This is a genomic window from Leucobacter sp. cx-328 (assembly GCF_014530035.1).
Lineage (GTDB): Bacteria > Actinomycetota > Actinomycetes > Actinomycetales > Microbacteriaceae > Leucobacter.
Window position 1 is genome coordinate 225,005 of record NZ_JACVMX010000002.1, and the last position, 22,902, is coordinate 247,906.

The 22,902-nt window shown below is 62.2% G+C and carries 25 protein-coding genes; 22 read left to right on the forward strand and 3 right to left on the reverse strand.

Annotated features, from left to right (window positions below; translation table 11 throughout):
• Positions 1 to 10: 10 nt before the first annotated feature.
• The 4 genes from ICL81_RS03645 to ICL81_RS03660 all read left to right on the forward strand — a co-directional run bounded on the left by ICL81_RS03645 (position 11) and on the right by ICL81_RS03660 (position 2,987).
• The gene (locus ICL81_RS03645; protein ID WP_188033612.1) at positions 11 to 469 is read left to right on the forward strand and encodes a helix-turn-helix transcriptional regulator; all 459 of its coding nucleotides are present in this window, start codon (positions 11 to 13) and stop codon (positions 467 to 469) included.
• Between the two features lie 99 nt (positions 470 to 568).
• Positions 569 to 667 carry a 30S ribosomal protein bS22 gene (locus ICL81_RS03650; RefSeq protein WP_005504750.1) on the forward strand — a complete coding sequence of 33 codons (99 nt, stop codon included), beginning with the start codon at positions 569 to 571 and terminating at the stop codon, positions 665 to 667.
• A gap of 320 nt (positions 668 to 987) precedes the next feature.
• On the forward strand, positions 988 to 1,731 hold the full coding sequence (locus ICL81_RS03655; RefSeq protein WP_188033613.1) for an SOS response-associated peptidase family protein: 744 nt from the start codon (positions 988 to 990) through the stop codon (positions 1,729 to 1,731).
• 44 nt (positions 1,732 to 1,775) lie between these two features.
• Entirely contained in the window at positions 1,776 to 2,987 is a 1,212-nt protein-coding gene (locus ICL81_RS03660; protein WP_188033614.1) for an amidase, read from the forward strand.
• Between the two features lie 27 nt (positions 2,988 to 3,014).
• Here ICL81_RS03660 and ICL81_RS03665 read toward each other — a convergent pair whose 3' ends face one another.
• Positions 3,015 to 3,926, reverse strand: a complete 912-nt coding sequence (locus tag ICL81_RS03665; protein ID WP_188033615.1) for a LysR family transcriptional regulator — start codon at positions 3,924 to 3,926, stop codon at positions 3,015 to 3,017.
• Positions 3,927 to 4,075: 149 nt separating this feature from the next.
• Between ICL81_RS03665 and ICL81_RS03670 the strand changes: the two genes are divergently transcribed.
• From ICL81_RS03670 to ICL81_RS03730, 13 genes are all read left to right on the forward strand, one after another.
• A complete protein-coding gene (locus ICL81_RS03670; protein ID WP_188033616.1) occupies positions 4,076 to 5,662 on the forward strand; it encodes an amidohydrolase in 1,587 nt (528 codons plus the stop codon).
• A gap of 44 nt (positions 5,663 to 5,706) precedes the next feature.
• Positions 5,707 to 6,675: an ABC transporter substrate-binding protein gene (locus tag ICL81_RS03675; protein ID WP_188033617.1), complete on the forward strand. Its 969-nt coding sequence runs from the start codon at positions 5,707 to 5,709 to the stop codon at positions 6,673 to 6,675.
• Between the two features lie 53 nt (positions 6,676 to 6,728).
• Complete coding sequence (locus ICL81_RS03680) at positions 6,729 to 7,697, forward strand: amino acid ABC transporter permease (RefSeq protein WP_188033618.1); 969 nt, start codon at positions 6,729 to 6,731, stop codon at positions 7,695 to 7,697.
• 2 nt (positions 7,698 to 7,699) lie between these two features.
• Entirely contained in the window at positions 7,700 to 8,464 is a 765-nt protein-coding gene (locus ICL81_RS03685; protein WP_188033619.1) for an amino acid ABC transporter ATP-binding protein, read from the forward strand.
• Positions 8,461 to 9,231 carry an aspartate/glutamate racemase family protein gene (locus ICL81_RS03690; protein ID WP_188033620.1) on the forward strand — a complete coding sequence of 257 codons (771 nt, stop codon included), beginning with the start codon at positions 8,461 to 8,463 and terminating at the stop codon, positions 9,229 to 9,231. Before ICL81_RS03685 ends, ICL81_RS03690 begins: the two co-directional genes overlap by 4 nt.
• Positions 9,219 to 10,331 (forward strand): P1 family peptidase, encoded by a 1,113-nt coding sequence (locus ICL81_RS03695; RefSeq protein WP_188033621.1) that lies wholly within the window; start codon positions 9,219 to 9,221, stop codon positions 10,329 to 10,331. The genes ICL81_RS03690 and ICL81_RS03695 overlap by 13 nt, the downstream gene beginning before the upstream one ends.
• Positions 10,332 to 10,591: 260 nt before the next feature.
• Positions 10,592 to 10,864, forward strand: coding sequence for a hypothetical protein (locus ICL81_RS03700; RefSeq protein WP_188033622.1), 273 nt, complete (start codon positions 10,592 to 10,594; stop codon positions 10,862 to 10,864).
• A gap of 118 nt (positions 10,865 to 10,982) precedes the next feature.
• Complete coding sequence (locus tag ICL81_RS03705; RefSeq protein ID WP_188033623.1) at positions 10,983 to 12,233, forward strand: DUF1524 domain-containing protein; 1,251 nt, start codon at positions 10,983 to 10,985, stop codon at positions 12,231 to 12,233.
• 559 nt (positions 12,234 to 12,792) lie between these two features.
• The gene (locus ICL81_RS03710; protein ID WP_353055407.1) at positions 12,793 to 13,245 is read left to right on the forward strand and encodes a Fur family transcriptional regulator; all 453 of its coding nucleotides are present in this window, start codon (positions 12,793 to 12,795) and stop codon (positions 13,243 to 13,245) included.
• A gap of 76 nt (positions 13,246 to 13,321) precedes the next feature.
• Positions 13,322 to 14,779 carry a catalase gene (locus ICL81_RS03715; protein WP_215394740.1) on the forward strand — a complete coding sequence of 486 codons (1,458 nt, stop codon included), beginning with the start codon at positions 13,322 to 13,324 and terminating at the stop codon, positions 14,777 to 14,779.
• A gap of 143 nt (positions 14,780 to 14,922) precedes the next feature.
• Positions 14,923 to 15,228, forward strand: coding sequence for a glutaredoxin family protein (locus ICL81_RS03720; RefSeq protein WP_188033625.1), 306 nt, complete (start codon positions 14,923 to 14,925; stop codon positions 15,226 to 15,228).
• Positions 15,225 to 15,527, forward strand: coding sequence for a Dabb family protein (locus ICL81_RS03725; RefSeq protein ID WP_188033626.1), 303 nt, complete (start codon positions 15,225 to 15,227; stop codon positions 15,525 to 15,527). The genes ICL81_RS03720 and ICL81_RS03725 overlap by 4 nt, the downstream gene beginning before the upstream one ends.
• Before the next feature lie 168 nt (positions 15,528 to 15,695).
• Positions 15,696 to 15,989: a hypothetical protein gene (locus ICL81_RS03730; RefSeq protein WP_188033627.1), complete on the forward strand. Its 294-nt coding sequence runs from the start codon at positions 15,696 to 15,698 to the stop codon at positions 15,987 to 15,989.
• 258 nt (positions 15,990 to 16,247) lie between these two features.
• Here ICL81_RS03730 and ICL81_RS03735 read toward each other — a convergent pair whose 3' ends face one another.
• Positions 16,248 to 17,543 (reverse strand): NAD(P)/FAD-dependent oxidoreductase, encoded by a 1,296-nt coding sequence (locus ICL81_RS03735; RefSeq protein ID WP_188033628.1) that lies wholly within the window; start codon positions 17,541 to 17,543, stop codon positions 16,248 to 16,250.
• Between the two features lie 746 nt (positions 17,544 to 18,289).
• On the opposite strand from ICL81_RS03735, the gene ICL81_RS03740 reads away from it, so the two are divergent.
• Both ICL81_RS03740 and ICL81_RS12145 read left to right on the forward strand, forming a co-directional pair.
• Positions 18,290 to 18,694 carry a hypothetical protein gene (locus tag ICL81_RS03740; protein ID WP_188033629.1) on the forward strand — a complete coding sequence of 135 codons (405 nt, stop codon included), beginning with the start codon at positions 18,290 to 18,292 and terminating at the stop codon, positions 18,692 to 18,694.
• A gap of 128 nt (positions 18,695 to 18,822) precedes the next feature.
• Positions 18,823 to 19,476: a trypsin-like peptidase domain-containing protein gene (locus tag ICL81_RS12145; protein ID WP_353055417.1), complete on the forward strand. Its 654-nt coding sequence runs from the start codon at positions 18,823 to 18,825 to the stop codon at positions 19,474 to 19,476.
• A 47-nt stretch (positions 19,477 to 19,523) separates the two neighbouring features.
• Here ICL81_RS12145 and ICL81_RS03750 read toward each other — a convergent pair whose 3' ends face one another.
• The gene (locus tag ICL81_RS03750) at positions 19,524 to 20,465 is read right to left on the reverse strand and encodes a LysR substrate-binding domain-containing protein (RefSeq protein ID WP_188033631.1); all 942 of its coding nucleotides are present in this window, start codon (positions 20,463 to 20,465) and stop codon (positions 19,524 to 19,526) included.
• 168 nt (positions 20,466 to 20,633) lie between these two features.
• Between ICL81_RS03750 and ICL81_RS03755 the strand changes: the two genes are divergently transcribed.
• From ICL81_RS03755 to ICL81_RS03765, 3 genes are read left to right on the forward strand one after another with little or no spacing between them, the layout of a single operon-like run.
• Positions 20,634 to 21,059, forward strand: a complete 426-nt coding sequence (locus tag ICL81_RS03755; RefSeq protein ID WP_188033632.1) for a RidA family protein — start codon at positions 20,634 to 20,636, stop codon at positions 21,057 to 21,059.
• 2 nt (positions 21,060 to 21,061) lie between these two features.
• Complete coding sequence (locus tag ICL81_RS03760; RefSeq protein WP_188033633.1) at positions 21,062 to 21,739, forward strand: DUF1028 domain-containing protein; 678 nt, start codon at positions 21,062 to 21,064, stop codon at positions 21,737 to 21,739.
• A gap of 19 nt (positions 21,740 to 21,758) precedes the next feature.
• Positions 21,759 to 22,901: a M20 family metallopeptidase gene (locus ICL81_RS03765; protein WP_188033634.1), complete on the forward strand. Its 1,143-nt coding sequence runs from the start codon at positions 21,759 to 21,761 to the stop codon at positions 22,899 to 22,901.
• Position 22,902 lies beyond the last annotated feature (1 nt).

Sequence of the window (22,902 nt, forward strand, 5' to 3'; positions counted from 1 at the left end):
CCTAGGGTTTATGCCTGATATTTTTGGAGTCATCGCTGACGCGACACGGCGGGACATCCTGCAGGTGCTGCTTGAGCGGCACCTCCGGGATAGCGAAATCAGCGTGTCGGAAATCGTGGGTCAGCTTGAAATTAGCCAGCCGACGGTTTCTAAGCACCTGAAAGTACTGCGTGACGCAGAACTCGTAACCGTGCGCGAAGAGGGTCAGCACAGATTCTACTCGCTGCAGCCGGAGCCCCTGGAGATGATCGAAGACTTCGTCATCCCCTTCTTGTCTGCCGGTTTCGAGACTGAAGTGACGGTCGAGTACCGCGACGAAGACGGCTCACTTCTTTCCGACCCCGAGGGGCTCGGCGAAGAGGTGCTTCCCGAAGAAGCAGCTGCCGCTGCTGAACGGTTTGGCCGCGCTGCAGCCAAAGCCGAACATCGAGTCAAAGAGCTCGTTGCGCGGTTTAAATTGCGTGGCTGAGAGTTTCCAATTCGCGCAAGCGCATTGCGCGATATAAGATTAGTGTTTTGTGGGCCGCTGTCGGTCCCGCACGATAATTCAATTTTTGTGAGGTAACCGATGGGTTCAGTCATCAAGAAGCGTCGTAAGCGCATGTCGAAGAAGAAGCACCGTAAGCTGCTTCGTAAGACGCGTCACCAGCGTCGCAACAAGAAGTAATCGACGCGCCTTAGGCGCGATCGATGTGAGGTCCCGAGCTTTCGAGCTTGGGGCCTTCTTCTTTTTCTGGTGGCGTCAACCGCGCCGTGTCTTTCGGCGCCAACCGGCCGTGTCTTTTGGCGCCAACCGGCACCCCGTTTCGGCGCCAACCCGCCGAAACGGGGTGTTTCTGCCGAAACTGGGTGTTTCCCCCGGTCGTAAGGGGCATTCTCGGGAGAAAGGGTCGATCTCGAGGGGGTGAGGCCCATCCTGCGCGAGGTAGAAGAGGCCTATCCTGGCGACCCCTCGACGATGTCGGTGGTACGACGTACCCTGAAGGCATGTGCGCATCAACGGGACTTCGACATGGCGGATCGGCGATCGGTATCGATGGCCAGCCGTTCGTTCCGCTCGATGGCCAGGCCGAGAGGCTCGAACTTGCTGGCTGGTGGGAGTCACAGCAGGGCAACGCCAAGATCACGGGCCGGAATGCGCGGAATTTGAACCCGATCATCCGCGCGGCCGGAACTGCTGCGGCAAGCACGGCTGCAGACCCCACCGCCCTCGACCGCGAGCTCCGTTTCGCCTGGTGGTGGATCTGGAAGAACAGCTCCGGCCCCGTGAAGTTCTCGGCGTTTAACTCGCGTAGCGACAGGCTGCTGCAGTCGTGGTCATCGGAGTTTCAGCACCGGGCGATTATTCCCGCGAGCTGGTACGTAGAGAAGGGGGTGCGATTTGAGCATCCGACTGGCGGCACCTTCGGCATCGCCGCGGTCACTTCGACCGTGCAGGAGGCCGACGGCTCAGACCTCGTCACCTACTCGATGGTGACGCGAAGTGCGGTCGGTGAGGCCGCGACCGTGCACGACCGCATGCCGCTCGTGATCCCGCCCGAGATGCACGATGCATGGCTCGACCCCGCCCAGCCAGGTGATCGCGACCTCGCGCTCGCCTCGGTTGCCTGGTCAGAAGACCTTTCGCACGCGATGACCGCGGCCGGCCCGGCCCTGAAGGCCAAGAGCGCCAAGCACACGGTGCGCGGATCGGCCACTCGAACCCCAGAAGCCCCGCACACCCTGTTCTAACTTGGGGCTATGGCAAGGCAGCCGAAACCGATAACGTGTTCCGCATGAGTTCACAGCATGCCAATGGCGGCATCGTCATTACCGCAATCGACCTCGCAGCAGACAGCGCAGAGGGCACGGAGTGCCCAGAAACACCCGAAGCGACCCCCCTCGCGGGCCTCACCCTCGCTGTGAAAGACAACATCGATGTTGCGGGCGTCCCAACGACCGCAGGCTCGCAGCTGCTTGGCCGCGAGGCTGCCCTTCGCACGGCGCCCGTCGTTGCGGCGCTCGAAGCGGCAGGAGCACGTGTCAACGCAAAGGTGAACCTACATGAGTTCGCATACGGCGTGAGCAGTGACAATCCGTGGCACGGCAGAACGCCGAATCCGCGCTTCCCAGACCACGTCCCCGGCGGATCCTCCGGCGGCAGCGCCGCAGCCATCGCCGGCGGAGTGAGCGATATCGCGTTGGGAACGGATACGGCTGGGTCGATCCGCATCCCCGCCGCTTGCACCGCGACGGTGGGCCTGCGCCCGCGCAATGGCTCCCTCGATCTCACCGGCGTCTTCCCGCTGTGCCCATCGTTCGACACGGTCGGGCCGATGGCGGGCACGGTGCAGCTGGTCGACGCGGCATGGCAGGCGATGCGCGCGGGTCGTTCTGCGGGACATGCGGCAGGGCGCGGATCGGTGCGTCACGGCGCAGCGTCATCGGGAGAAGAGCGCGCGCTGCCTGAGAAAGTCGGCTTCTTCGGCGACCCCGACCCCCGAGCCCTCGAGCTTCTGAAAGACCTCGGTGTCGAGCCGGTGGCGCTCGCATTCCCGCTTGAGGAGATTGAGGACGAGTTCTGGGCGCCGTTCCGCGCGGAGATCGCACGGACGCACGCGGCAACCTACCCGCGGCTGGCAGAAGACTACGACCCGAACGTTGCCGCCAAGATGGCGAACACCCAGGGTGTCCAGGCAGCCGAGTACGAGGAGCGCATGGCTGCGCTTGGCGCGATACGCGACCGTGTGCTTGTTGAGTGCAAGATGAAGGGCGTGACCTCAGTGGTGAGCCCCGTGCTGGGCCTGCCCGTTCCACGTGCAACGGATGACGAGGTCGACTACCGCAACCTGCTCGGGCTGTACACGATCCCGGCATCGGCGCTCAATTTCGCCTCGCTCGCGATCGGCAACTTCCTTATCACCGGCCTCACAGAAGACCACGTGCTCGCGCTCGGGCGTGCGCTCGAAGAGGCGGGCCTTGCGCCGGTCCTTCCTGCGTTGGCGTAGGGGCGGATCCGCTACCCGCCTACCCAGCTAGCTCAGCGCGGTGGCCGCGAGCGTTTCGCGGAGGCGCTGCAGCAGGCGCTGGGTCGGCTGCTGCATGCCGCGCTGGGAGCAGAGTGCCCAGACGTGGCGCACGAGCATGAGCTCCGGCACGTGCAGAATGCTCGCGCCCGGCGGCAGATCACGGAGGGCTGCCTCGGGGATGAAGGCGGCGGCGTATCCGCTCGCAACGAGCTTGGCGGTGACGGCGAAGTCATCGCAGCGGGCGACGGTGCGCGGCTTGAGACCCTGCGCCGCGAATAAGCTCTCGATCTCGTCGCTATCGCTGTTGCCACTGTGATGCATGACCCAGGAGCGGCCGACGAGCTGTTCGGGCGTGACGGTGTCTTGTTCGTGGAGGTGCCAGCTGGAGGGGGCGAGAACGCGGTAGCGATCCTCGCCGAGGTACACCGCGCGCACGGAGTCGGGCCAGGAGAGGCCGCTGTCACCCACGCGGTAGACGAGCGAGACGTCGATCTCCTCACCGCTGCGCAGCGCCTGCACGGCCGGTGAGGGGTCGCGCACCGTGAGGCGGATCGCGAGCGACGGCTCATCGGCAAGCTGTTCGGCGAGGAGTGCAGGGAAGATCTGGTGTGCGAGGCTCGCGTAGACGCTCATGCGCAGCTCACTGCTCGTCTCGCGATCGATGCCAGAGGCGGCCTCGATGAGGGAGTCAAGTTCGCTGAGCACCGCGACCGTGTGCTCGGCCATGACCTCGGCTGCTCGCGTCGGACGGGCGCTGCGGGCGCCGCGCTCAAACAGCTTGATACCGGAGTCGCTTTCGAGCGCGGTCATCTGCTGGGAGACCGCCGAGGGGGTGTATCCGAGGCGGTTGGCTGCGGCCGCGAACGAGCCCAGGCGCACAACCTCAAGCAGGGTGCGCAGGTGAACGGGGTTGAGCACGAGGTCTCCGATCGACGTTGAGCGTAAGTAATGCTGATGCTCAGGATAGCGAATTCTCTGACCCCTCAGGTGGAATCATGGGTGCTTCCTGATCTAATCTGAGGCGAACGACGAACTCACCGGTGATTTCGAAAGGGTAAGTGATCCTTATGGTGTCCACGCTTTTCTTGCATCCTGCTATCCACACTCTGGAGAGCGATGCCAGCACGGTGAGCGCCATGCTCGTGACCGATGGGCGGATCGTTGCCCTCGGCGCCGAGGAAAACCTGCGGGCGCAGAGCCCCGAAGACACCGAGACCGTGCAGCTCGAGGGCGGCATCGTGCTCCCCGGCTTCCACGACGCGCACTTCCACATCGGCAACCTCGCGCGCGAGCTCGAAGCACCCGACCTGCGCGAAGCGACCTCGCTTGCAGAGACGCTCGACCTGCTTCGCGTGTGGAAGGTTGAACATCCCGGGAACGAATGGGTACTCGGTGGCCGTTGGAACCAGAACCAGTGGACCGACGGCGAAACCCCGCACCGCGCACACCTCGACACCCTGTTCGGCGACCGCCCCGTTGCGCTCCCGAGCGTTGACGGGCACTCGGTCTGGGCAAACTCGGCAGGGCTCGCCGCGGTCGGGATCGACCGGAACACGGTAGACCCCATCGGCGGTCGAATCGATCGCGACGAGGCGGGGGAGCCGACGGGCTGGCTCTTTGAATCTGCGATGGATGAGATCCGCGACCTGTCAGAGGCCGCGCTCATCAACACGCTGCACGAAAGCCTCGACCTTGCCCAGCGGGAGCTGCTCGCGGTCGGCATCACTCACATCACGAACTTCGACGGCGACGACGTGCGCCAGGGCATGCTGCGGCTGCAGGCTGATGGCCGCTTGCGGATCCGCGCCCATCTCGGCAGTGCGGCCGCGGATCTGGACCGGACGATCGCAGCGGGTCGTCGGACCGGTGACGGCGACGAGTGGATCACCGAGGGCCCGGTGAAGCTGTACTCGGACGGTGCACTCGGCTCGCACACCGCGTTCATGCACGAGGACTTCGTCGATGAGCCGGGCAACCACGGCATCGCAATCGTGCCCTTCGAGGAACTCTGCGCGCAGGTCGAACAGGCGGTGAGCAACGGTATCGCCGTCGCGACCCACGCGATCGGTGATCGCGCCAACACCAACGTCCTCGACGCCTACGAGCGCGTCGCCGCGCTCGCCGCAGAGCAAGGGCTGTTGAACCGCGTTGAGCACGGACAGCACCTCCAGTGGGCAGATGTTGAGCGGTTCACGAAGCTCAACGTTGTTGCCTCGCTGCAGCCTATTCACTGCACGACCGACTTCCCGCTGAGCCACGAGCTCATCGGCGACCGCGACATCGCTCACTACCCGTGGCGATCACTTATTGACTCAGGTGCGCTCCTCGCCTTCGGCTCGGACGCTCCCGTCGAACCTGCGAACCCGCTCTTCGGCGTGCACGCCGCGGTCACCCGCGAAAACCGCGCGGGTGAGCCGGCTGGCGGCCGCGAGCCGGAGCAGCGGATCAGCCTGCTTGAGGCACTGCAGCGGTTCACCGCGGCCGGTGCAGACGCGGCGAATCTCGGCCACCAGGTTGGCCGCCTTGCGCCTGGCCAGCTCGCAGACTTCGTCGTCCTGGATCGCGACATCTTCGCCGTCGATCCACACGAAATCCCCAACTTGCAGGTGCGCGTCGTCGTCGTCGACGGCCGCATCATGCACGAGTCCCGCTAACTGCGGCCTCGCCCCTGAAACCCAGTGTTCAAAGGAGAAACACCATGAAGAAAAGCACTCGATTCCTGCAGACCGCAGGCGTCCTGACCGCCAGCCTCGCAATGCTGAGCCTCACCGCGTGCGGTGGCCAGTCGCTGTCGGGCGATGACAAGGACTCGGGCTCGGACAGCGCTGCTGTCGAGTTCATGGCGGTCCACGACGAAGAGAAAGCGAAAGACATCATCGAGGGCATCGAGCCCTCGGCTGAGGCTGCTGCGCTGCTTCCCGATGAGTTCAAGAAGGACGGCCTGACCTGGGTCACCTCGGTTGGCTACCCTCCCATGGAGGAGTGGGCGAGCGACAACGTCGGCATCATCGGTGTTGACCCCGCAATCGCACACGCGGTGTCGCGCACCCTTGGTGTCTCGATGAAGATGGAAGATCAGGAATTCAACTCGATGATTCCTGGCCTCATCTCGAAGCGCTATGACGTACTCGTCAGCTCGATGACTGACAACGAAGAGCGTCGCGAGACGACCACCTTCGTTGACTACGTGAGCGCGGGCAACGCGTTCCTCGTTGCGACAGGCAACCCCGAGAAGATTGCGAAGCCTGCAGATCTCTGCGGCAAGATCGTCGCGGTCGTTGACTCGGGCTCGTCTGCAGTGCTCGCAGGTGAGTTCTCCACCGCGTGCGAAGAGGCTGGCAAGGCTCCCTACGAGATCCTCGCGTTCGACGGAGACTCGGCAGCAAACCTCGCAGTGCAGAGTGGTCGCGCAGTCGCGACGATCACTGACTACCCGGTGGCTGCGGCACGTGCGGCGGATCCCGAAAACAAGATGGACGCTGTCGCAATCGAGGGCGGCGAGAGCCTCTGGGGCCTCGGCATCGACAACGCAAACCCTGAGCTCGCGAAGGCAGTTCAGGCCGCGCTCCAGGAGCTCATCGACAACGGCACCTACGTTGAGATCCTCAAGGCATGGGACGTCGAAGGTATGGCAGTCGACGAGGCACTGATCAACGGCGGCGCGTAAGCGTCCCGCATCACACCGAGCACGACAACCAACAATAGGAGAGGACCCCAACTATGAGCGGGACTCGTACAGCGCCCTTCCCCGGCGCAAATGGCGCGCAGATCCAGATCGCGCCACGACTCCACGTGAGTCGATGGATCGTCGGTCTGATTGCCGTCGCGGTGGTCCTGTGGGCCGTGTCGATCGTGATCTTCAACGAGAACATTCGTTGGAATCGAGTCTGGGAATACCTCTTCTCAAAGACGATCCTCGACGGCGTACTGGTCACCATCTGGGTGAGTATCGCTGCCACCATTGTTGGTCTCGTGCTCGGTGTGATTTTGGCAGTGATGAAGCTGTCAAAGAACCCCGTGCTGCGCTGGATCGCGGAGGGGTACATCTGGTTCTTCCGCGGCACCCCGGTGCTTGTGCAGCTCATCTTCTGGTTCAACCTCGCATTCCTGCTGCCCTACATCACGCTGAAGATTCCGTTCACGGAGATCGGCATGCGGTGGGACACGAACCAGCTCATTAGCGGATCGGTTGCGGCGCTTCTCGGTCTCGGTCTGAACCTCGCAGCGTACTTCGCAGAGACCGTGCGCGCTGGCATCCAGGCTGTTGATCGCGGCCAGCGTGAGGCGGCTCTCGCCGGTGGCATGACGCACCGCCAGACCATGCAGCTCATCGTGCTGCCCCAGGCGCTGCGCATCATCATCCCGCCGACGGGCAACGAGTTCATCTCGATGCTCAAGACGACCTCGCTCATCGTGGTCGTTGCGGGCAACGACCTCATGACCAACGCGAGCCGCATTTACAAGCAGAACAACCTCATCATCGAGCTGCTCATCGTTGCGAGCCTCTGGTACATGTTCATGACTGCGGTAGCGACCTACCTGCAGTCACGACTCGAAAGGCGCTTCGGTGAGGAGCGCGTCCACCTCGTGCGCGGCCCTGGCTTCAGCCAGCGCCTCCTCAAAGTAGCGACCGGCGCAATCATGCTCCCGCGCAATGGCAAGAAGAACAAAGAATTGACGGAGGTCTGACCATGAACGACATCCTCGTAGAAGCACATGGCGTCCGGAAGTCGTTCGGCCAGCACGAAGTACTTTGCGGCGTTGATTTCACCGTTCGACGCGGTGAAGTGAGCTGCATCATCGGGCCCTCGGGCTCCGGCAAGTCCACCTTCCTGCGCACCATTAACGCCCTCGAAACGATCGACGGCGGCAGCCTGATGGTGCGCGGCGAGCAGGTTGGGTACGAACTGCGCGACGGCAAGTACCACCAGTGGTCCGATAAAGAACTCTCGAACTTCCGCTCGCACATCGGCATGGTGTTCCAGCGCTTCAACCTCTACAACCACTACGACGCGGTGGAGAACGTTGCGGCAAGCCTCATCCATGTGAAGCGCATGTCGCGTGCTGATGCGAACGCTCGTGCTGAGCGTGAGCTCGCTCGCGTCGGGCTTGCGGAGCACATGCACAAGCGCCCCCACCAGCTCTCTGGTGGCCAGCAGCAGCGCGTGGCCATCGCCCGCGCGCTCGCAATGGACCCCGAACTCATCCTCTTCGATGAGCCCACCTCGGCGCTTGACCCTGAGCTTGTTGACGAGGTCCTCGAAATCATGAAGCAGCTCGCTCGCGAGGGCATGACGATGATCGTGGTCACACACGAGATCGGCTTCGCCCGCGAGGTCGGCGATACGCTGAGCTTCTTCGACGAGGGCCGCGTGCTCGAGACAGGCACCCCCGAGAGCGTCCTCACGGCGACCGACTCGCAGCGCATTCGCGGGTTCTTGGAGCGCGTGCGATGACACTCGCCACCGACCCTGAGGGTGCGCGCCGCGTCGTCGGCGTGCTCGGCGGAATGGGGCCCGCGGCCACCGCGGACTTCTACGGCAAGATCGTCCAGATCACGCCAGCCGAACGCGACCAGGACCACCTGCGCACCCTCATCTGGTCCGACCCCACCATCCCCGACCGCACCGGCGCGCTCGTTGACCGTGGCCCACACCCCGGTAGGCAGCTTGCTGATGGGGCGCGGATCCTCGAAAACTCCGGCGCTCACGTCATCGCCGTGCCGTGCAATACGGCGCACGCGTTCCTGCCAGAGATCCGCGCAGCGGTGGACGTGCCAGTGCTCGACATGATCGCGGCCACCCGCGACCGCGCACTCGGGATGCTGCAGGCAGGTGGGAGCGTTGGCATCCTGGCGACGCATGGAACGATCCGCGCCCGTCTGTACGAGCAGGCATTCGCAGAGCGTGGCGTCGCGGTGATGCTGCCAGACGAACGACTGCAGAGCAACGTGATGGACGCGATCCGCCTGGTAAAAAAGCAGCCGCAGGACGCCGAGGCAACCCGGCTGCTCGAACAGGCAGTGACCGAACTCTCGCAAGCAGGCGCGGGCGTGGTGATCGCGGGTTGCACCGAGATTCCCGTCGCCCTCGCAGGCAGTGCGCACCTTGAGGTGCCACTCATCGACTCAACGGACGTGCTCGCGCACGCCGTCGTGGACTGGGCGTTCAGCGGAAGCGCCCACCCCGCAACTATGAAGGAGCAGCGCGCATGGAGCGTGTAGAGACCCCGGGCGAACGCTCGGCAGCGGAATCCAACCCGCGCCCCCGACTCGACGAACTCGGCATTGGTGCCGGCAAGTACGCTCGTGGCCCGCTCAACGCCATCACTGACGTGCCAGGCGTGCGGATCGGCCAGTCGACGATCATCAGTGAGCAATACAACACCGGTGTGACCGCGATCGTCCCCGACCAGCTCACCAACGAGCGTCGTCACCTGCCCGCCGCGCTCGCGGTGGGCAACGGCTACGGCAAACTCGTCGGTGCGACCCAGCTGCAGGAGCTTGGCGCGATCGAGACGCCGATTCTGCTGACGAGTACGCTGTCGGCATTCCGCGTTGCAGATGCGCTCGTCGCAGAGCTGCTCACCACTCCCGCCCACGAGAAGACGACGACGCTGAACCCGGTCGTTGGCGAGACGAATGATGGGGCGCTGTCAGCGATCCGCGATCGTCCCGTCGGCCCCGAGCACGTCGCCGAAGCGCTCGCTGCCGCGGTCACCGGACCCGTGGCCGAGGGCTGTGTTGGTGCCGGAACTGGCACCACCGCGCTCGGCTTCAAGGGCGGCATCGGCACCTCGTCACGCCGCGTGAGCGTCGGGTCGGCTGGTGCTGGTGCCGGTGCCGAGGGTGCGCCCGCGCCCGAGTACACCGTTGGTGCGATCGTGCAGAGCAACTTCACCGGCATGCTGCGCATCGCTGGCGTTCCGATGCCGGCCGCCGAGATGCTTGAGGGCACGACTGCCGACACGATCGGCAACTCGTGCATGATCGTCGTCGCGACCGATGCGCCGCTCGAATCGCGGCAGCTTGAGCGCCTTGCGCGCCGGGCAGCGTACGCAATGCGCGGAGTCGGTGCCGACTATGACCAGGGCAGCGGTGACTATGCAATCGCTTTCTCAGTGGCGGATCCGGCTATCGCCCCCAACGACAACGACCTGTCGCCGATGTTCCACGCGACCATGCTTGCCGTCGAAGAGGCACTCATTAACTCGATCCTGCGGGCGACGACCGCCTTCGGCCCCACTGGCCGCGCAGGGTACGAGATCCCGATCGAGGAGGTGCGCCGCCGCCTCGCGGCCGCTGGCGCGACCGCGCTGAACTAGGGCGCTGGCGTCCGCGCCCGGCCTCGCCTTCGGCCTCAAACCCGCGAAAAGACCCCTTCCCTGCACAGACCCCACTTTCATGCGCATGAAAGTCACCGTTTCGCAGGGAAGGGGTCTTTGCTTCGTATTGGCGGTGGCGGGGCGAACTCGTATTGCCTCAACGACGTAGTCACCAGTCAACCCGCCTCAATCCGAGTGGAACGGGGGACAGTCTCCTTCGTGCGCTGGGCAGTGAGTCTGCAAAGACCTAAGATTTGGCAATGCTCTCCGTTCCCGTACTCCTCGCGACCATGATTCCTGTTGCGCTCCTGCTGTTGTGGTGGATCGCCGTGCTGGTCGATATACGCGACGCGCCACACGCGCCACACGCGCCGCACGCACCGCTGAGCGCCAACCCCGAGCCGATCCTACTCAAGACCATTTGGGTGATTTTTGTCACGATCGTCCCGTTCTTCGGGCTCATCGTGTGGCACCTGGTTGGACGCAAGATACTTACCGGTAACGCTGAAGCTACAGATCTACCGCCCCGCTAACAAGCCCCACTCGCCCGGCATTCCTAGCCAATGAGTTTCCTGTCATTCGGCATGCCAGGATTGCTGGATGACAACTCCGGGATTTGAGAACGAAACCCCACGATCAACTCGATCTCCAATGCGTATTGCGGGAATTATCCTGCAATCAATTCTGTGGTTGCTGTTCGCAATCTTCCTCGTCGGAGCGGTGGCTACGAGCGGCTGGCCTGGTCTACTGCTTGCCGTCGGCCTACTCATCTTCGTGACCGGCCTCTACGTGCTCGCGCTCAAGCGCCGCTCGTGGGCACGCATCCCAGGCGGTCGAAAGGGTGGTGGCGTCGCAGCTGCACTCGGCCTTGCCCTGCTGCTCTCAAGCGTTAGCTTCATGCCGCCTGCAGCGAGTAGCGCCGACGGACCCGCCTCGAACGCGGTCTCTTCGACCGGAGTTGCAGATTCTGAGGCAACGGCAGATGGCGCCGAGGTCACACCAGAGCCCGCTGAGAACCCCGAGCCTGTCACCGAGCAGAAGCCTGCGAAGGCACCCGCAGCTGGCGAGACGATCCTCGCGGCTGACCTCCTCGAAGACCTTGCGGTGAAGGGGCGCTCGCCCAAAACCGGATACGATCGCAAAGAAAAGTTCGGCACCGCTTGGCTCGACATCGACCACAACGGATGCGACACCCGCAACGACATCCTCCAGCGTGATCTCACTGCCGAAACCCTGCAGGGGCCGTGCAAGGTAATGACCGGAACCCTCGCCGACCCCTACACCGCTACCCAGATCGACTTCGTCCGTGGCAACACCACCTCGACTGCGGTGCAGATCGACCACGTTGTCGCGCTTTCGGATGCCTGGCAGAAGGGCGCGCAGCAGCTCACTCAGGAACAACGCGTCGCACTCGCGAACGACCCCATCAATCTGCTGGCCGTCGACGGCCCGACCAATAGCGCCAAAAGTGACAAGGATGCCGCATCCTGGCTTCCTCCGAACAAGCAGTTCCGCTGCCAGTACGTCGCGCGTCAGATCACGGTGAAGGCGACCTACTCGCTCTGGGTCACCCAGGGTGAAAAGAGCGCGATGCAGAACGTCCTCTCGTCTTGCCCCGATGAGTTGGCTCCCACGTCGGCAGACGCGCTCACTGCCGCAAAGGTAAAGGTCACCAAGGCGGCGGATCCTGTCCCCACTCCCGTACCCACTCCGGCTCCCACGCCTGCACCAGCACCTGCGCCAGCCCCCGCGCCAGCTCCAGCCCCGGCCCCTGTGCCGACCGACGTGTTCTACCAGAACTGTGACGCGGTGCGAGCTGCCGGTGCAGCTCCTATTTATGCAGGCGATGCTGGTTATTCGCGCAAGCTCGACCGTGATGGTGACGGCGTCGGCTGCGAGTAACTCCCGCTGTCGGCCCTACTCCGGGGCCAGACCTGCAGATCGGCCGTCGTTAAGACTCATTCTCTTGGAATTGTCTTAACAACGGCTGATTTCTAGATCTCGGTGGACAGCGCGCAAGGGTCTCCCCACCCATTCAGCCCCGGGCAAGGGGCACCGAAAGGTGGCCCGCGGCAGCGCAATAGGTTGCGCCCACCAGTTTGAGACGTGCCTCATTGGGGCTGCCGCGGTTGGCCACGTGGCCAACCTTGCCCTTGGCTTGTTCCTGCAGAGCAGCATGCGCGCGGGCTTGCCCTCGGTCAGAAATCACGCCTTCGGTGGTGTCGAATCACTGGATTCAGTACTACCGAAGCCCTGAAAGTACACGGAGGGCCTCGCCGGAGATATGCTTTCGGCCGTCAAAATGTGGAAAATCGCCTCAAATCGCATATCTAGGGCCGAAAGCATATCTTCGGCAAATCCAGGTGCGAACCAAGCCCCGCCCGGCGCCGAACCCCGTCAGCCACGCCGCCCCAAATCCTCTCTCTTTTGAATAAATCAAAACTGAGGTAAGCTGGAAAGCGTGAACCACGCAGCTATCTCCCTCAGCGACACCGAGCTCGGTGCGCGTTTGAAGGATGCCGGTTTGCGGTCGACCGGTCCCCGCAGGGCCGTGCTTGCTGTGCTCGCTCGTGGTGATCACTGGAACGCCAGTGACGTCTTTGACGCGGTGAGTAAAGATCTCGAAGGCACTTCGTTGCAGGCCGTATACGGTGTGCTCGCGGCGCTCGAAGAGGTTGGGCTCGCCCGCAAGATCGAGCTTCCCGGCCACCCGGCACACTACGAGTATTCACATCATGACAACCACCATCACCTGGTGTGCACAGAGTGTGGCGCGATTCGCGACGTGCCCTGTGCGGTGGGAGCGGCACCATGCCTCAGTGCTGAGGACGATTTTGGTTTCGCGATCCGCACCGCCGAGGTGACCTACCGCGGTATTTGCGGCGCTTGCCAAGCGCTTCAGGCCGCAGCGTAAGCGCGACACGGCACACACAAGCCGCCCCGCGACCAGCAATCTTCACGACCATTTGATCCACCGCGAACCGAAAGGTGTGACCTTGCAGAAGATCACGACGACCCAGACCGGTACCCCCATTGCTAGCGATGAGCACTCGCTCACCGTTGGCGCTGACGGCCCCACCGTTCTTCACGACCGTTACCTCGTTGAGAAGCTCGCAGCGTTCAACCGCGAGCGCGTTCCCGAGCGTAACCCGCACGCAAAGGGCGGCGGCGCCTTCGGTGAGTTCGAAGTCACCGAAGACGTTTCGAAGTACACCCGCGCTGCAGTATTCCAGCAGGGCGCGAAGAGCGAGACGCTCCTCCGCTTCTCGTCGGTTGCTGGTGAGCAGGGCTCGCCCGATACCTGGCGTGACGTCCGCGGCTTCTCGCTGCGTTTCTACACGACCGAGGGCAACCTCGACATCGTGGGTAACAACACCCCGACCTTCTTCCTCCGCGACGGCATGAAGTTCCCTGACTTCATTCACTCGCAGAAGCGCCTGGGCGACTCGGCACTTCGCGACGCTGACATGCAGTGGGACTTCTGGACCCTCTCGCCTGAGTCGGCTCACCAGGTCACCTACCTCATGGGTCCGCGTGGTCTCTCGAAGTCGTGGCGTCACCTCAACGGCTACGGTTCGCACACCTACCAGTGGATCAACGCTGAGGGCGAGCGCTTCTGGGTGCAGTACCACTTCCTCTCGCAGCAGGGCGTCGAGCACATGAGCCAGGAAGATGCGGATCGCATCGCTGGCACCGACGCTGACTACTACCGTCGCGACCTCTTCAACGCAATCGCTGAGGGTGACTTCCCCAAGTGGGACGTCTACGTTCAGGTCATGCCGTACGAAGACGCAAAGACTTACCGTCTGAACCCCTTCGACCTCACCAAGACCTGGCCGAAGGCTGACTACCCCCGTATCAAGGTGGGTACCTTCACCCTGAACCGTAACCCGCAGAACTTCTTCGCGGAGATCGAGCAGGCAGCATTCTCGCCCGGAAACCAGGTTCCCGGCACCGGCATCTCGCCCGACAAGATGCTCATGGCTCGCGTATTCTCGTACCCCGATGCACAGCGTTACCGCGTCGGCACGAACTACAACCAGCTCCCGGTGAACCAGCCCCGCGCAACCGAGGCGAACAACTACATGCACCAGGGCAACATGCAGTACCACTTCCCGTCGGCATCGCAGCGCGTCTACCACCCGAACTCGTTCGGTGCAGCAGGCGGCCCCGCTGTTGACGCAGCGGCTGGCGTTGAGGGCAGCTGGGAGTCGGACGGCGAGCTCGTTCGCTCGGCAGCGACCCTCCGCAAGGATGACGATGACTTCGGTCAGGCTGGCATCCTCTACCGTGACGTGTTCTCGGACGAGGATCGCGCAAGCATCCAGGCAACCCTCAAGGGCCAGGCTCAGGCAATCACGATCGATGACATCCGTGAGCGCTTCTTCCAGTACTGGACCAACGTGGACGCAGGCCTCGGCCAGCTCCTCCGCGACTCGTACAAGTAAGCACGAGTAACGCAGAACCGCTCGGGGCGGCGCAGGACTTCGGTCCGCGCCGCCCCGAGCGCTTCTGCGCTTGGAACGATCCGCGCCCGAACGCCGAGACCCAGCTGGGACGCGGATCACCCAGCCCCGCGTAGAATTACCGTGTGTCTGTTTCGATCACTCTGATCGGTAAGCCCGGTTGCCACCTCTGCGACGATGCTCGCGAGGTGATTGCCGGTGTGCGTGCCGACTTCGCCGATAACGGCCTTGATACTGACTTCGAAGAACTCAACATTCTCGAAGATATGGCGCTTGCACGGAAGCACTCGGAGAGCATTCCGGTCGTGCTCATCAACGGCAAGCGTCACTCGATTTGGCGCGTGGATCCTGCGCGCTTCACGGCCAGCATCGAAAAGGCCGCAAAATCCTGGTGGCCGGTCGGCCGCCGCTCACCCAAGGAGAACTCATGACCCTCAAGCACATCGTGAACTGGAAGCTCAGCGGCGAAACCCTCGAGGAGCGCAACGCGCAGGCAGCCGAGATCATCGCTGCGCTCGAGCCGCTCATCGACCTCGTGCCCTCGCTTCGCAAGATCAACGTCTACCGCAACGAGCTCTTCGACGGCGACAATTTCGACGTCACCCTCATCACCGAGTTCGACGACGCTGAGGGCCTCGCGGCGTACGCAACGCACCCCGATCACGTCGCTGCAGGCGCGATCATCAAGGGCTACGCGGTCGCACGCGTCGCAACTGACTTCACGATTTAATTGCGCTGACGGCTCTTGCGCCCTGTGAAGGGGGCGGATCAGCGCAGTTGCAGGTGCCCCGGGTCTTTTGGCCCGGGGCACCTTTGTGTTTGTGGGGCCGGTGGCCAGATTTCGGCACGTTCTTCATCAGGTCTGTGATTGACGGGGCTGCGGCGGTACATTCTCGGGATGGATAGGCGAGATAACTCGGATGAGTTCGATGACCTGGACGAGTTTGATGAGCCGGATGGCTACGATGAGTACGAAGAAGCTGTCGAGCTTTGGCTGCGCACTGAAGGCGTTGGTGCGATGACTGCGTTCCGGGCAGACCCGTCGAACCCGAGGGCCTTGGAACGGCTGAAGGCAGCGCTTGACCAGTGGATACCATCGCATTTGGGTGCTCCTTCTGCCTGGCATTTAGAAGTCATCGCTATCGCGGATGAGGAGGGAAAAGCTCCTTCGCAAGAAGCCAGCCTGGAATGAAGGTGAGCGCTGCAACTGCCAGACTGGCGGCATACCTACTTCACTTGCCCTAATCGACAGCACAAGTTTTTCAGCTTGCCGACCGTCGACAGCATCGTATTTGACCTGGTGCACGACGTGGACGGCGTCGTCAGATATCTCTGGAACTGAATACCCGATGCAGACGTACGTGCTGAATCTTTCGTAGTGTGCTGGGCAACGCCCACAACAAAGGGGCGCCAGGTACAAGACCTGACGCCCCTGCAAAGAAGGCAGCAACTACGCCGAAGCAAGCGCCTCGTCGAAGACGGGTCGCGATGACCCCTCGTAACGCAGGTAGCCGCGCTGCATGTCGATCTGGTCGGCGATATAGCCGGCATCGTGCCAGACACCCCAGATGAAGGTCGATCCGCGGCGTGACTGCCAGGGCAAACCAAGGAAGTAGACGCCAGCCTCGGTCGAGACACCCTTTTTATGAGCGGGGCGGCCCTGTTCATCGAACGCGTCGACCTGCAGCCAGTCGTAGTTGGTGCGGAAGCCGGTCGCCCACACGATCGAGGTGATGCCGGCCTCGGCCAGGTCAAGCTCGAGGGTGGGGTTGGTCATGCATTCTGGATCCGCGCCAATAATATGCGCTTCAGGCTCTTCGGGCAGATCGATCCCGGTGCGCTTCACGTACTCGTCTGCCTGCTCGAGCAGGTCGAGGTAGTTCGCGTCACCGCGGCGAATGTTCGCTGCGAGGTCAGTGCCGAACTGCATCTTGCCGTCGGCAAATGCGTTCGCGCGACCGACGAGGTGGATGCCGTCGTTCGCGAGGTTGCGGAAGTCGATGGTGTAGCCACCGCGCGCACCTGTCACCGCGATGGTGACGTGCTCTGCGCCCTCAGCGGGGGTCGCAGCTTCCCAGAGGCCGAGTACGCCGAGCCACCACACGAAGTTTCGGCCGCGGTAGCGCTGGGGCGGGCGATCGTGCGGACCGACAGCAAGCGTGACATCGCGGCCCGCGCGACGCAGCTCCTCAGCGATCTGTACGCCTGACGAGCCCGCGCCAACGACGAGCACACCGCCTGCTGGAAGCTGGTCAGGGTTCTTGTACTGCGCCGAGTGGAGCTGGGTGACGCTGCTTTCCGCTGGCACCAGCGGAGGGATTGCGGGCAGCTGGAAGGCGCCCGTCGCGCTCACAACGTAGTTCGCCTGGATCGGGCCCTGCGAGGTCTCAACTGCGAACCCTGCTGCGCCGTCGCGCTTGCGAACCGAGGTCACTTCGACACCGGTGCGGATCGGCGCATTGAACGTTGCCGCATACTCCTCGAAGTAGTCGGCGACGCGGTCTTTACGGGCGAATTCGTCTTGGTCGACGCCCGCAAACTCAAGACTGGGGAAGCGGTCATGCCACGCCGGGCCGTTGGCAACCAGTGAGTCCCAGCGCTCGGAACGCCAGCGCTCTGCAATGCGATCGCGCTCGAGCACGATGTGCGAAATTCCACGTTTGGTGAGGTGCTCGCTCAGTGCGACACCGGCTTGGCCAGCGCCGACGACGAGGACTTCGGTGGCCTCGATTTCTTGGCTCGACATGCGTTGTTCTCCGCTCAGAAATTAGTCGTACTGCCGTTGCGCAGTCGGTTGCGTCAGCGCGGATCGACTGCGTGCGGATACAGGAATTGCTCTGTATCCTGGGCTGTTTCTAAGCAAACAACACCCCAGACGGTGTTGGCCAATATGCGTTTTCGGAGCACTGGATCACCTCAAGTGATGATCAACTTACGCTCCATCTGATTGCCTAATTTCGCCATAAGCAGCCAAGGCGGATATTTGCGTAGGGTTTGGTCCTAGCAGTTGCGGCGGACCCAGACCCAGAATGCAGCAAAGAAGTGCCTATGGGGGCTAGAGCGGGGGCGTAGGCTTCCAGCCCATTCTCTAGAAGAAAGCGAAGACCTTCTGGGGTGGCGAGGAATTCGTCTACTAGCCCAGACGCAAGCTGCTTGAGCTCAAAAAACGTGGCCGTGGAAATCGTTCCGTCTGGTTCCGTGAGCGTGGCAACTTCATTCTGCAAATCGAAGGAGTATTCATATTTGGCACCCTCCTCTTGAACCGATTCAACGATGACTGTATCTGGCCCCCGGTTTGCCTCAGGAAATACGATATTTTGGCTTCCCGGAGACAGCAGGAAGGAAATGGTAAAAAGCAGGGGGGGGTAAGCACTATCGAAAGCGTTTTAAGAGCAGATTTGGCAAGCATGAAATGACCGATCAAGTGAGAGAGAATTCGTTCGCTCTGAAACTTATCTGCGATGTTCCCCGGCGTGTATATATGCTGAAAATATGAAGACAGAACGAGTCATAGCATCGGTTCTAGCGGGTTTGTGCGTGATTGGACTCGTGGCTTTGTGCGTTCACTTCGCAACGCAGGGGAAGCAGGTCGTGAGTCTTACCTGTGCTGGTTTTGGGCTAATCGTGATTGTCGTTTTTGTCTGGAAATTCATCATTTCAAAACACCCCGAAGACCAAAATGAGCAGAAACGCACACTCACTCCTTGGGAAGTCGTCGGTCACGTAATAATGGCCGCGATGATTGGAGGGGCATTCGTTGTGAGCGTTATTACGGATGACTGGATTTGGGCTACCTTCGCATTCGCTTCGTTAGCAACCTCTGCTTGTTTTTTGATTTTGCGTAGACGTCGCGGTGAAAAGCTCACACTTAGGGACCTGATAGATGCGCTCTTCTGATGGCTAATAGCAAGTTTGGTCGCGCTTTTCTGGCGTTGGGGCTTGTTTGGCTCTTATGCGGTGGATGTGTGGGGACGAACGCGCGAATGAGCCGTGACTCCACATGCGAAGAAGAACGCCTAATCGAGATGCCAGTCAAGTCCGGATACGTTGTGCCTGAAAACGGGCTGGGGCCACGAACATCTGAATTATGGGATTCAGGTGAACTTGCCGCCTTCAGCCGCGAGGGGAATGCGATTGGAAGTTTTGAATTTGGGTGCGTGGGGACGTTCGTCGGGGCAAGGACTGTTCTTACTGCTGCCCATTGCATCTTGAATGCTCGTGGCGGCCCAACTGTTCAAAGCTTGGCGTTTCAAGTTGGGACAGAAATTCTTTGGCCAAAGCCAGTAATGATGCCGAGCGCGGCCCAAGCTGGGGAGAGTGGAAGCGATTGGGCGCTACTCCAGTTCGAAGAATCTGCCTGCGTCAAGTGCGGTTGGAAACGAATGGTTGGGATGGATGCCAACGTAGGCGATGGAGTAACGCTCCAATTTTCGAGTCCTAGAGAACCCGAAGTTGCTACGACGATCGCTGGTGAAATCACAGAGGTGTTCTGGAGTCATCTCCGAACATCACTCGCAACAACTTTCGGCATGAGCGGGAGTCCGCTTTCGCTCTCTGAAGACGGAAACGAGATCATTGCAATTCATGTGCGAATTGATCCAGGGTCGGGGTTTGGCGAGAGCCTGAAGCTAGATTCAGTCGTGGGCCCAAAGCTAGCGGGGCGCCAGTGTGAGACGTAAGGGCGCGCATTCAACTACAACGAACTCAACTTGCTCTTTAACGGGGGCTACTCCCCAGCTTTCCCGACCGCGCGACCGGGCTGCTCGGCCACGATTTCACGCACGATGTCAGTCACCGCGAGCGCACGTGCTGAACGTGACAGCTGTTCGAGCGATGACACCGTCAATATGAGGCTCGGGACGTCGCCAAGGATCTCCACTGCGACGGCGCTACGCCCGGTGTAGGTCTGGCTGATCCGCGGTCGCTGATTGAGAATCGTGTAGCCGAGGCCCGTGGCGACCATTGAGCGCACGGTCTCGTAGCTCGAGCTACGGTAGGCGAGATTCGGCGTGACGCCTGCGCCGCGCAGAATGTCGAGGAAGTAGTCGTTGCTGTCTGGGAGGTCGAGAAGCACGAATGGGTCGTCAGCGAGCTCTGACAGCTCTACCATCGACTCGTGCGCCAGCGGGTGATCGACTGGCAAGAGCACGTAGGGGCGCACACTGCCGACGCTCTCGCGTTCGATCCCCTCCGCATCGGTGAGGGCATAGCCGACCGAAATCTCTGCGCGACCGCCGCGCACTGCCGCGAGGTTGCTTTCGTAGTCGCCCTCGATGATCTCGAGTTCGAGCTGCGGGTGACGCTGCTGTACCCGGTCCACGAGCTGGGGGATCATGAACGGTGCGATCGTGCTGAACACCGCGACGGTGATCGAGCCGCGTACCTCATTGCGTTCGGCGTTGATGGAATCGATGGTGTCGGTGAGCATGCCGAACATCTGCTGGGTATCGCGCAACAGGTGCTCACCCGAGGGTGTGAGAATGAGGCCCTTGGAATGCTGCCTGATGAAGAGCGTCGTATCGAGGGAGCGTTCCAGGTGAGAAATCGCGGTCGACACAGCCGACTGCGCGACGTGTAGTTTCTGGCTGGCCACTGTCATGTTGAGCGTCTTTGCGCACTCGATGAAGTAGCTGAGCTGGGTGAGCGTGATCGAAAAACGTTGGGTCATCGTTGAGCCTCTGTGTGGTGATCTGGCAATTTATAGCTGAATCTGTTTACCAGATGGACTAGCTATCTTTTGCCTATTTTACAGATATAGTGTTGCTTCTGAGAATAGGTGGAAAGGCGAATTTACGCCAGTGATGCCGAGCATCAGAGCACTCAATGAGGAGACACCGTGTCTGAAACGACCCACGTCCGTATTCGTAAGTTCAATACGAAGGAAACGTACCCCGAGCAGAACCTCGACAACGACCTCTGCCAGGCGGTCGTCGCGAATGGCGTCGTATACCTGCGCGGGCAGATTGGTCAGGATCTCGAGACGCGTGAATCGGTCGGCATCGGCGATGTCACCGCGCAGACCGAGCAGGCGATGAAGAACATCAAGATGCTCCTCGATGAGGCCGGCTCCAAGCTCGAAGACATCGTCAAGGTCACGATCTACATCATTGATCCCCGCTACCGCGAGGACGTCTATCGCACCGTTGGCAAGTGGCTCAAAGGCGTGTACCCCGTTTCGACCGGCATCGTCGTGCAGGCGCTCGCTCGACCTGAGTGGCTCGTTGAGATTGACGCGACCGCCGTCATTCCCGAGGTGAAGTAGCCATGACGTTTTCACTGATCCTTCGCGATCCCATTACGGGGGAGTTTGGCTCGGCCATCTCGTCGTCGTCGCCAGCTGTGGCGGCACGTTGCGTAAACCTTGCTGATGGAGTCGGCGGAGCGCACTCGCAGAACGTCACTGATCCGCGCCTCGGTCCCAAGCTCATCGAAGAACTGCGGAGCGGCCGTACGGCGCAGGCCGCGATTGATGTGGTGGTTGCGGGCGCGGATCCGGCAACCATCGATTACCGCCAGCTGCTCGCGCTCGACAACGCTGGCCGACCTGCGGTCTTCTCGGGCGGCCGAGCCCTCGGCAACTTTGGCGCTGCGGTGCGTGAAAACGCTGTGGCTGGTGGCAACATGCTCGCAAGCCTCGACGTGCTCGACGTGCTCGTAGACACGGCCTTGTCGGCGAGCGGTCGTATCGAGGAGCGCCTGATGGCCGCGCTCGAGGCCGCCATCGCGGCAGGTGGCGAGGAAGGGCCGGTGCACTCGGCCGGCATTTCGGTTGTGAGCAACGCTGGGTGGCGCGTGACCGATCTTCGCGTCGACTGGGCAGCGGACCCGATCGCTGATCTGCGCAGCGCCCTCACTGAGTGGCTGCCCCAGCGTGACGACTACGTGAGCCGTGGCCTGAACCCCGACGCTGCGCCGTCGTACGGCGTTCCAGGCGACGAGTAGAGCAGAACGGAACAGACCGATGACCACGACCCTGAAACAGCGGATCGCGGATCGAGAGCAGCAGGTCGATGCAGCGCTGATCCGCCTCTCGAATCAGCTGCATGCCGACCCCGAGCTGGGTTGGGACGAGTACCGTTCGTCGGCCGCGGTCGCCGCGGTGCTCTTTGCTCACGGCTTCGAAGTCGAGCAGCCGTACCTTGGGCTGCCGACGGCGTTCCGCGCGGTGTTCAACCCGGGTGCTGCGTTCACCGTGGGGTTCCTCGCGGAGTACGACGCGCTTCCCGGACTCGGGCACGCGTGCGGGCACAACCTCATCTCTGCGATGTCGGCAGGTGGGGCGATCTCGCTCGCTGAGGTGGCAGAAGAAGCTGGGTTGACGGTCGAGGTCATCGGTACCCCCGCTGAGGAAGGCTACGGCGGCAAGATCGAGCTGCTTGAGCGAGGTGCGTTCACGGAGCTCGACTTCGCGCTCATGGCGCACCCCGCACCCGTCGATGTGGCAGAGGCAGAGCCGTTCGCGGTCACGCACTGGCATATTCAGTACGACGGAAAGTCTGCACACGCTGCCGCATACCCCGAGCGCGGAACCAATGCGAACGACGCGTTCGTCATTGCGCAGACCGCAATCGCACTCATGCGTCAACAGCTGCCGTCTTCCGTTCGGGTGCACGGAGTGCAGACGCGCGGGGGCGAGGCGCCCAACGCGATCCCCGAGCGCACCGAGGGCCGTTGGTACGTACGTGCAGAAACGACTGAGCAGCTCCTCGCGCTCGAACAGCGGGTGCTCAACTGCTTCGAAGCAGGCGCGCTTGCGACCGGTGCGAAGCTCACCGTCACTCCGGAGGGTGGCCGGTACTCCGAGATGCGCGCTGATAACGCGGCACTCGACCTTTATCGCGCCAACGCTCAGGCGCTCGGCCGTGACTTCAACGTCGATCCGGCTGCTGCGACGATGAACAGAGCGTCAACCGATATGGGCAATGTCTCCCTCGTCGTTGACGGGATCCACCCCTATATCGGGGTCGGTGGCACTGCAAGCAACCACCAGCCAGAATTTGCAGCCGCGTGCGTGGGGCCGGTCGCTGAGCAAACGCTCCGCGACGGCGCGACGGCACTCGCCTGGACGGCCCTCGACGTCGCACTCGCGCGGCGTCGGAACTAAT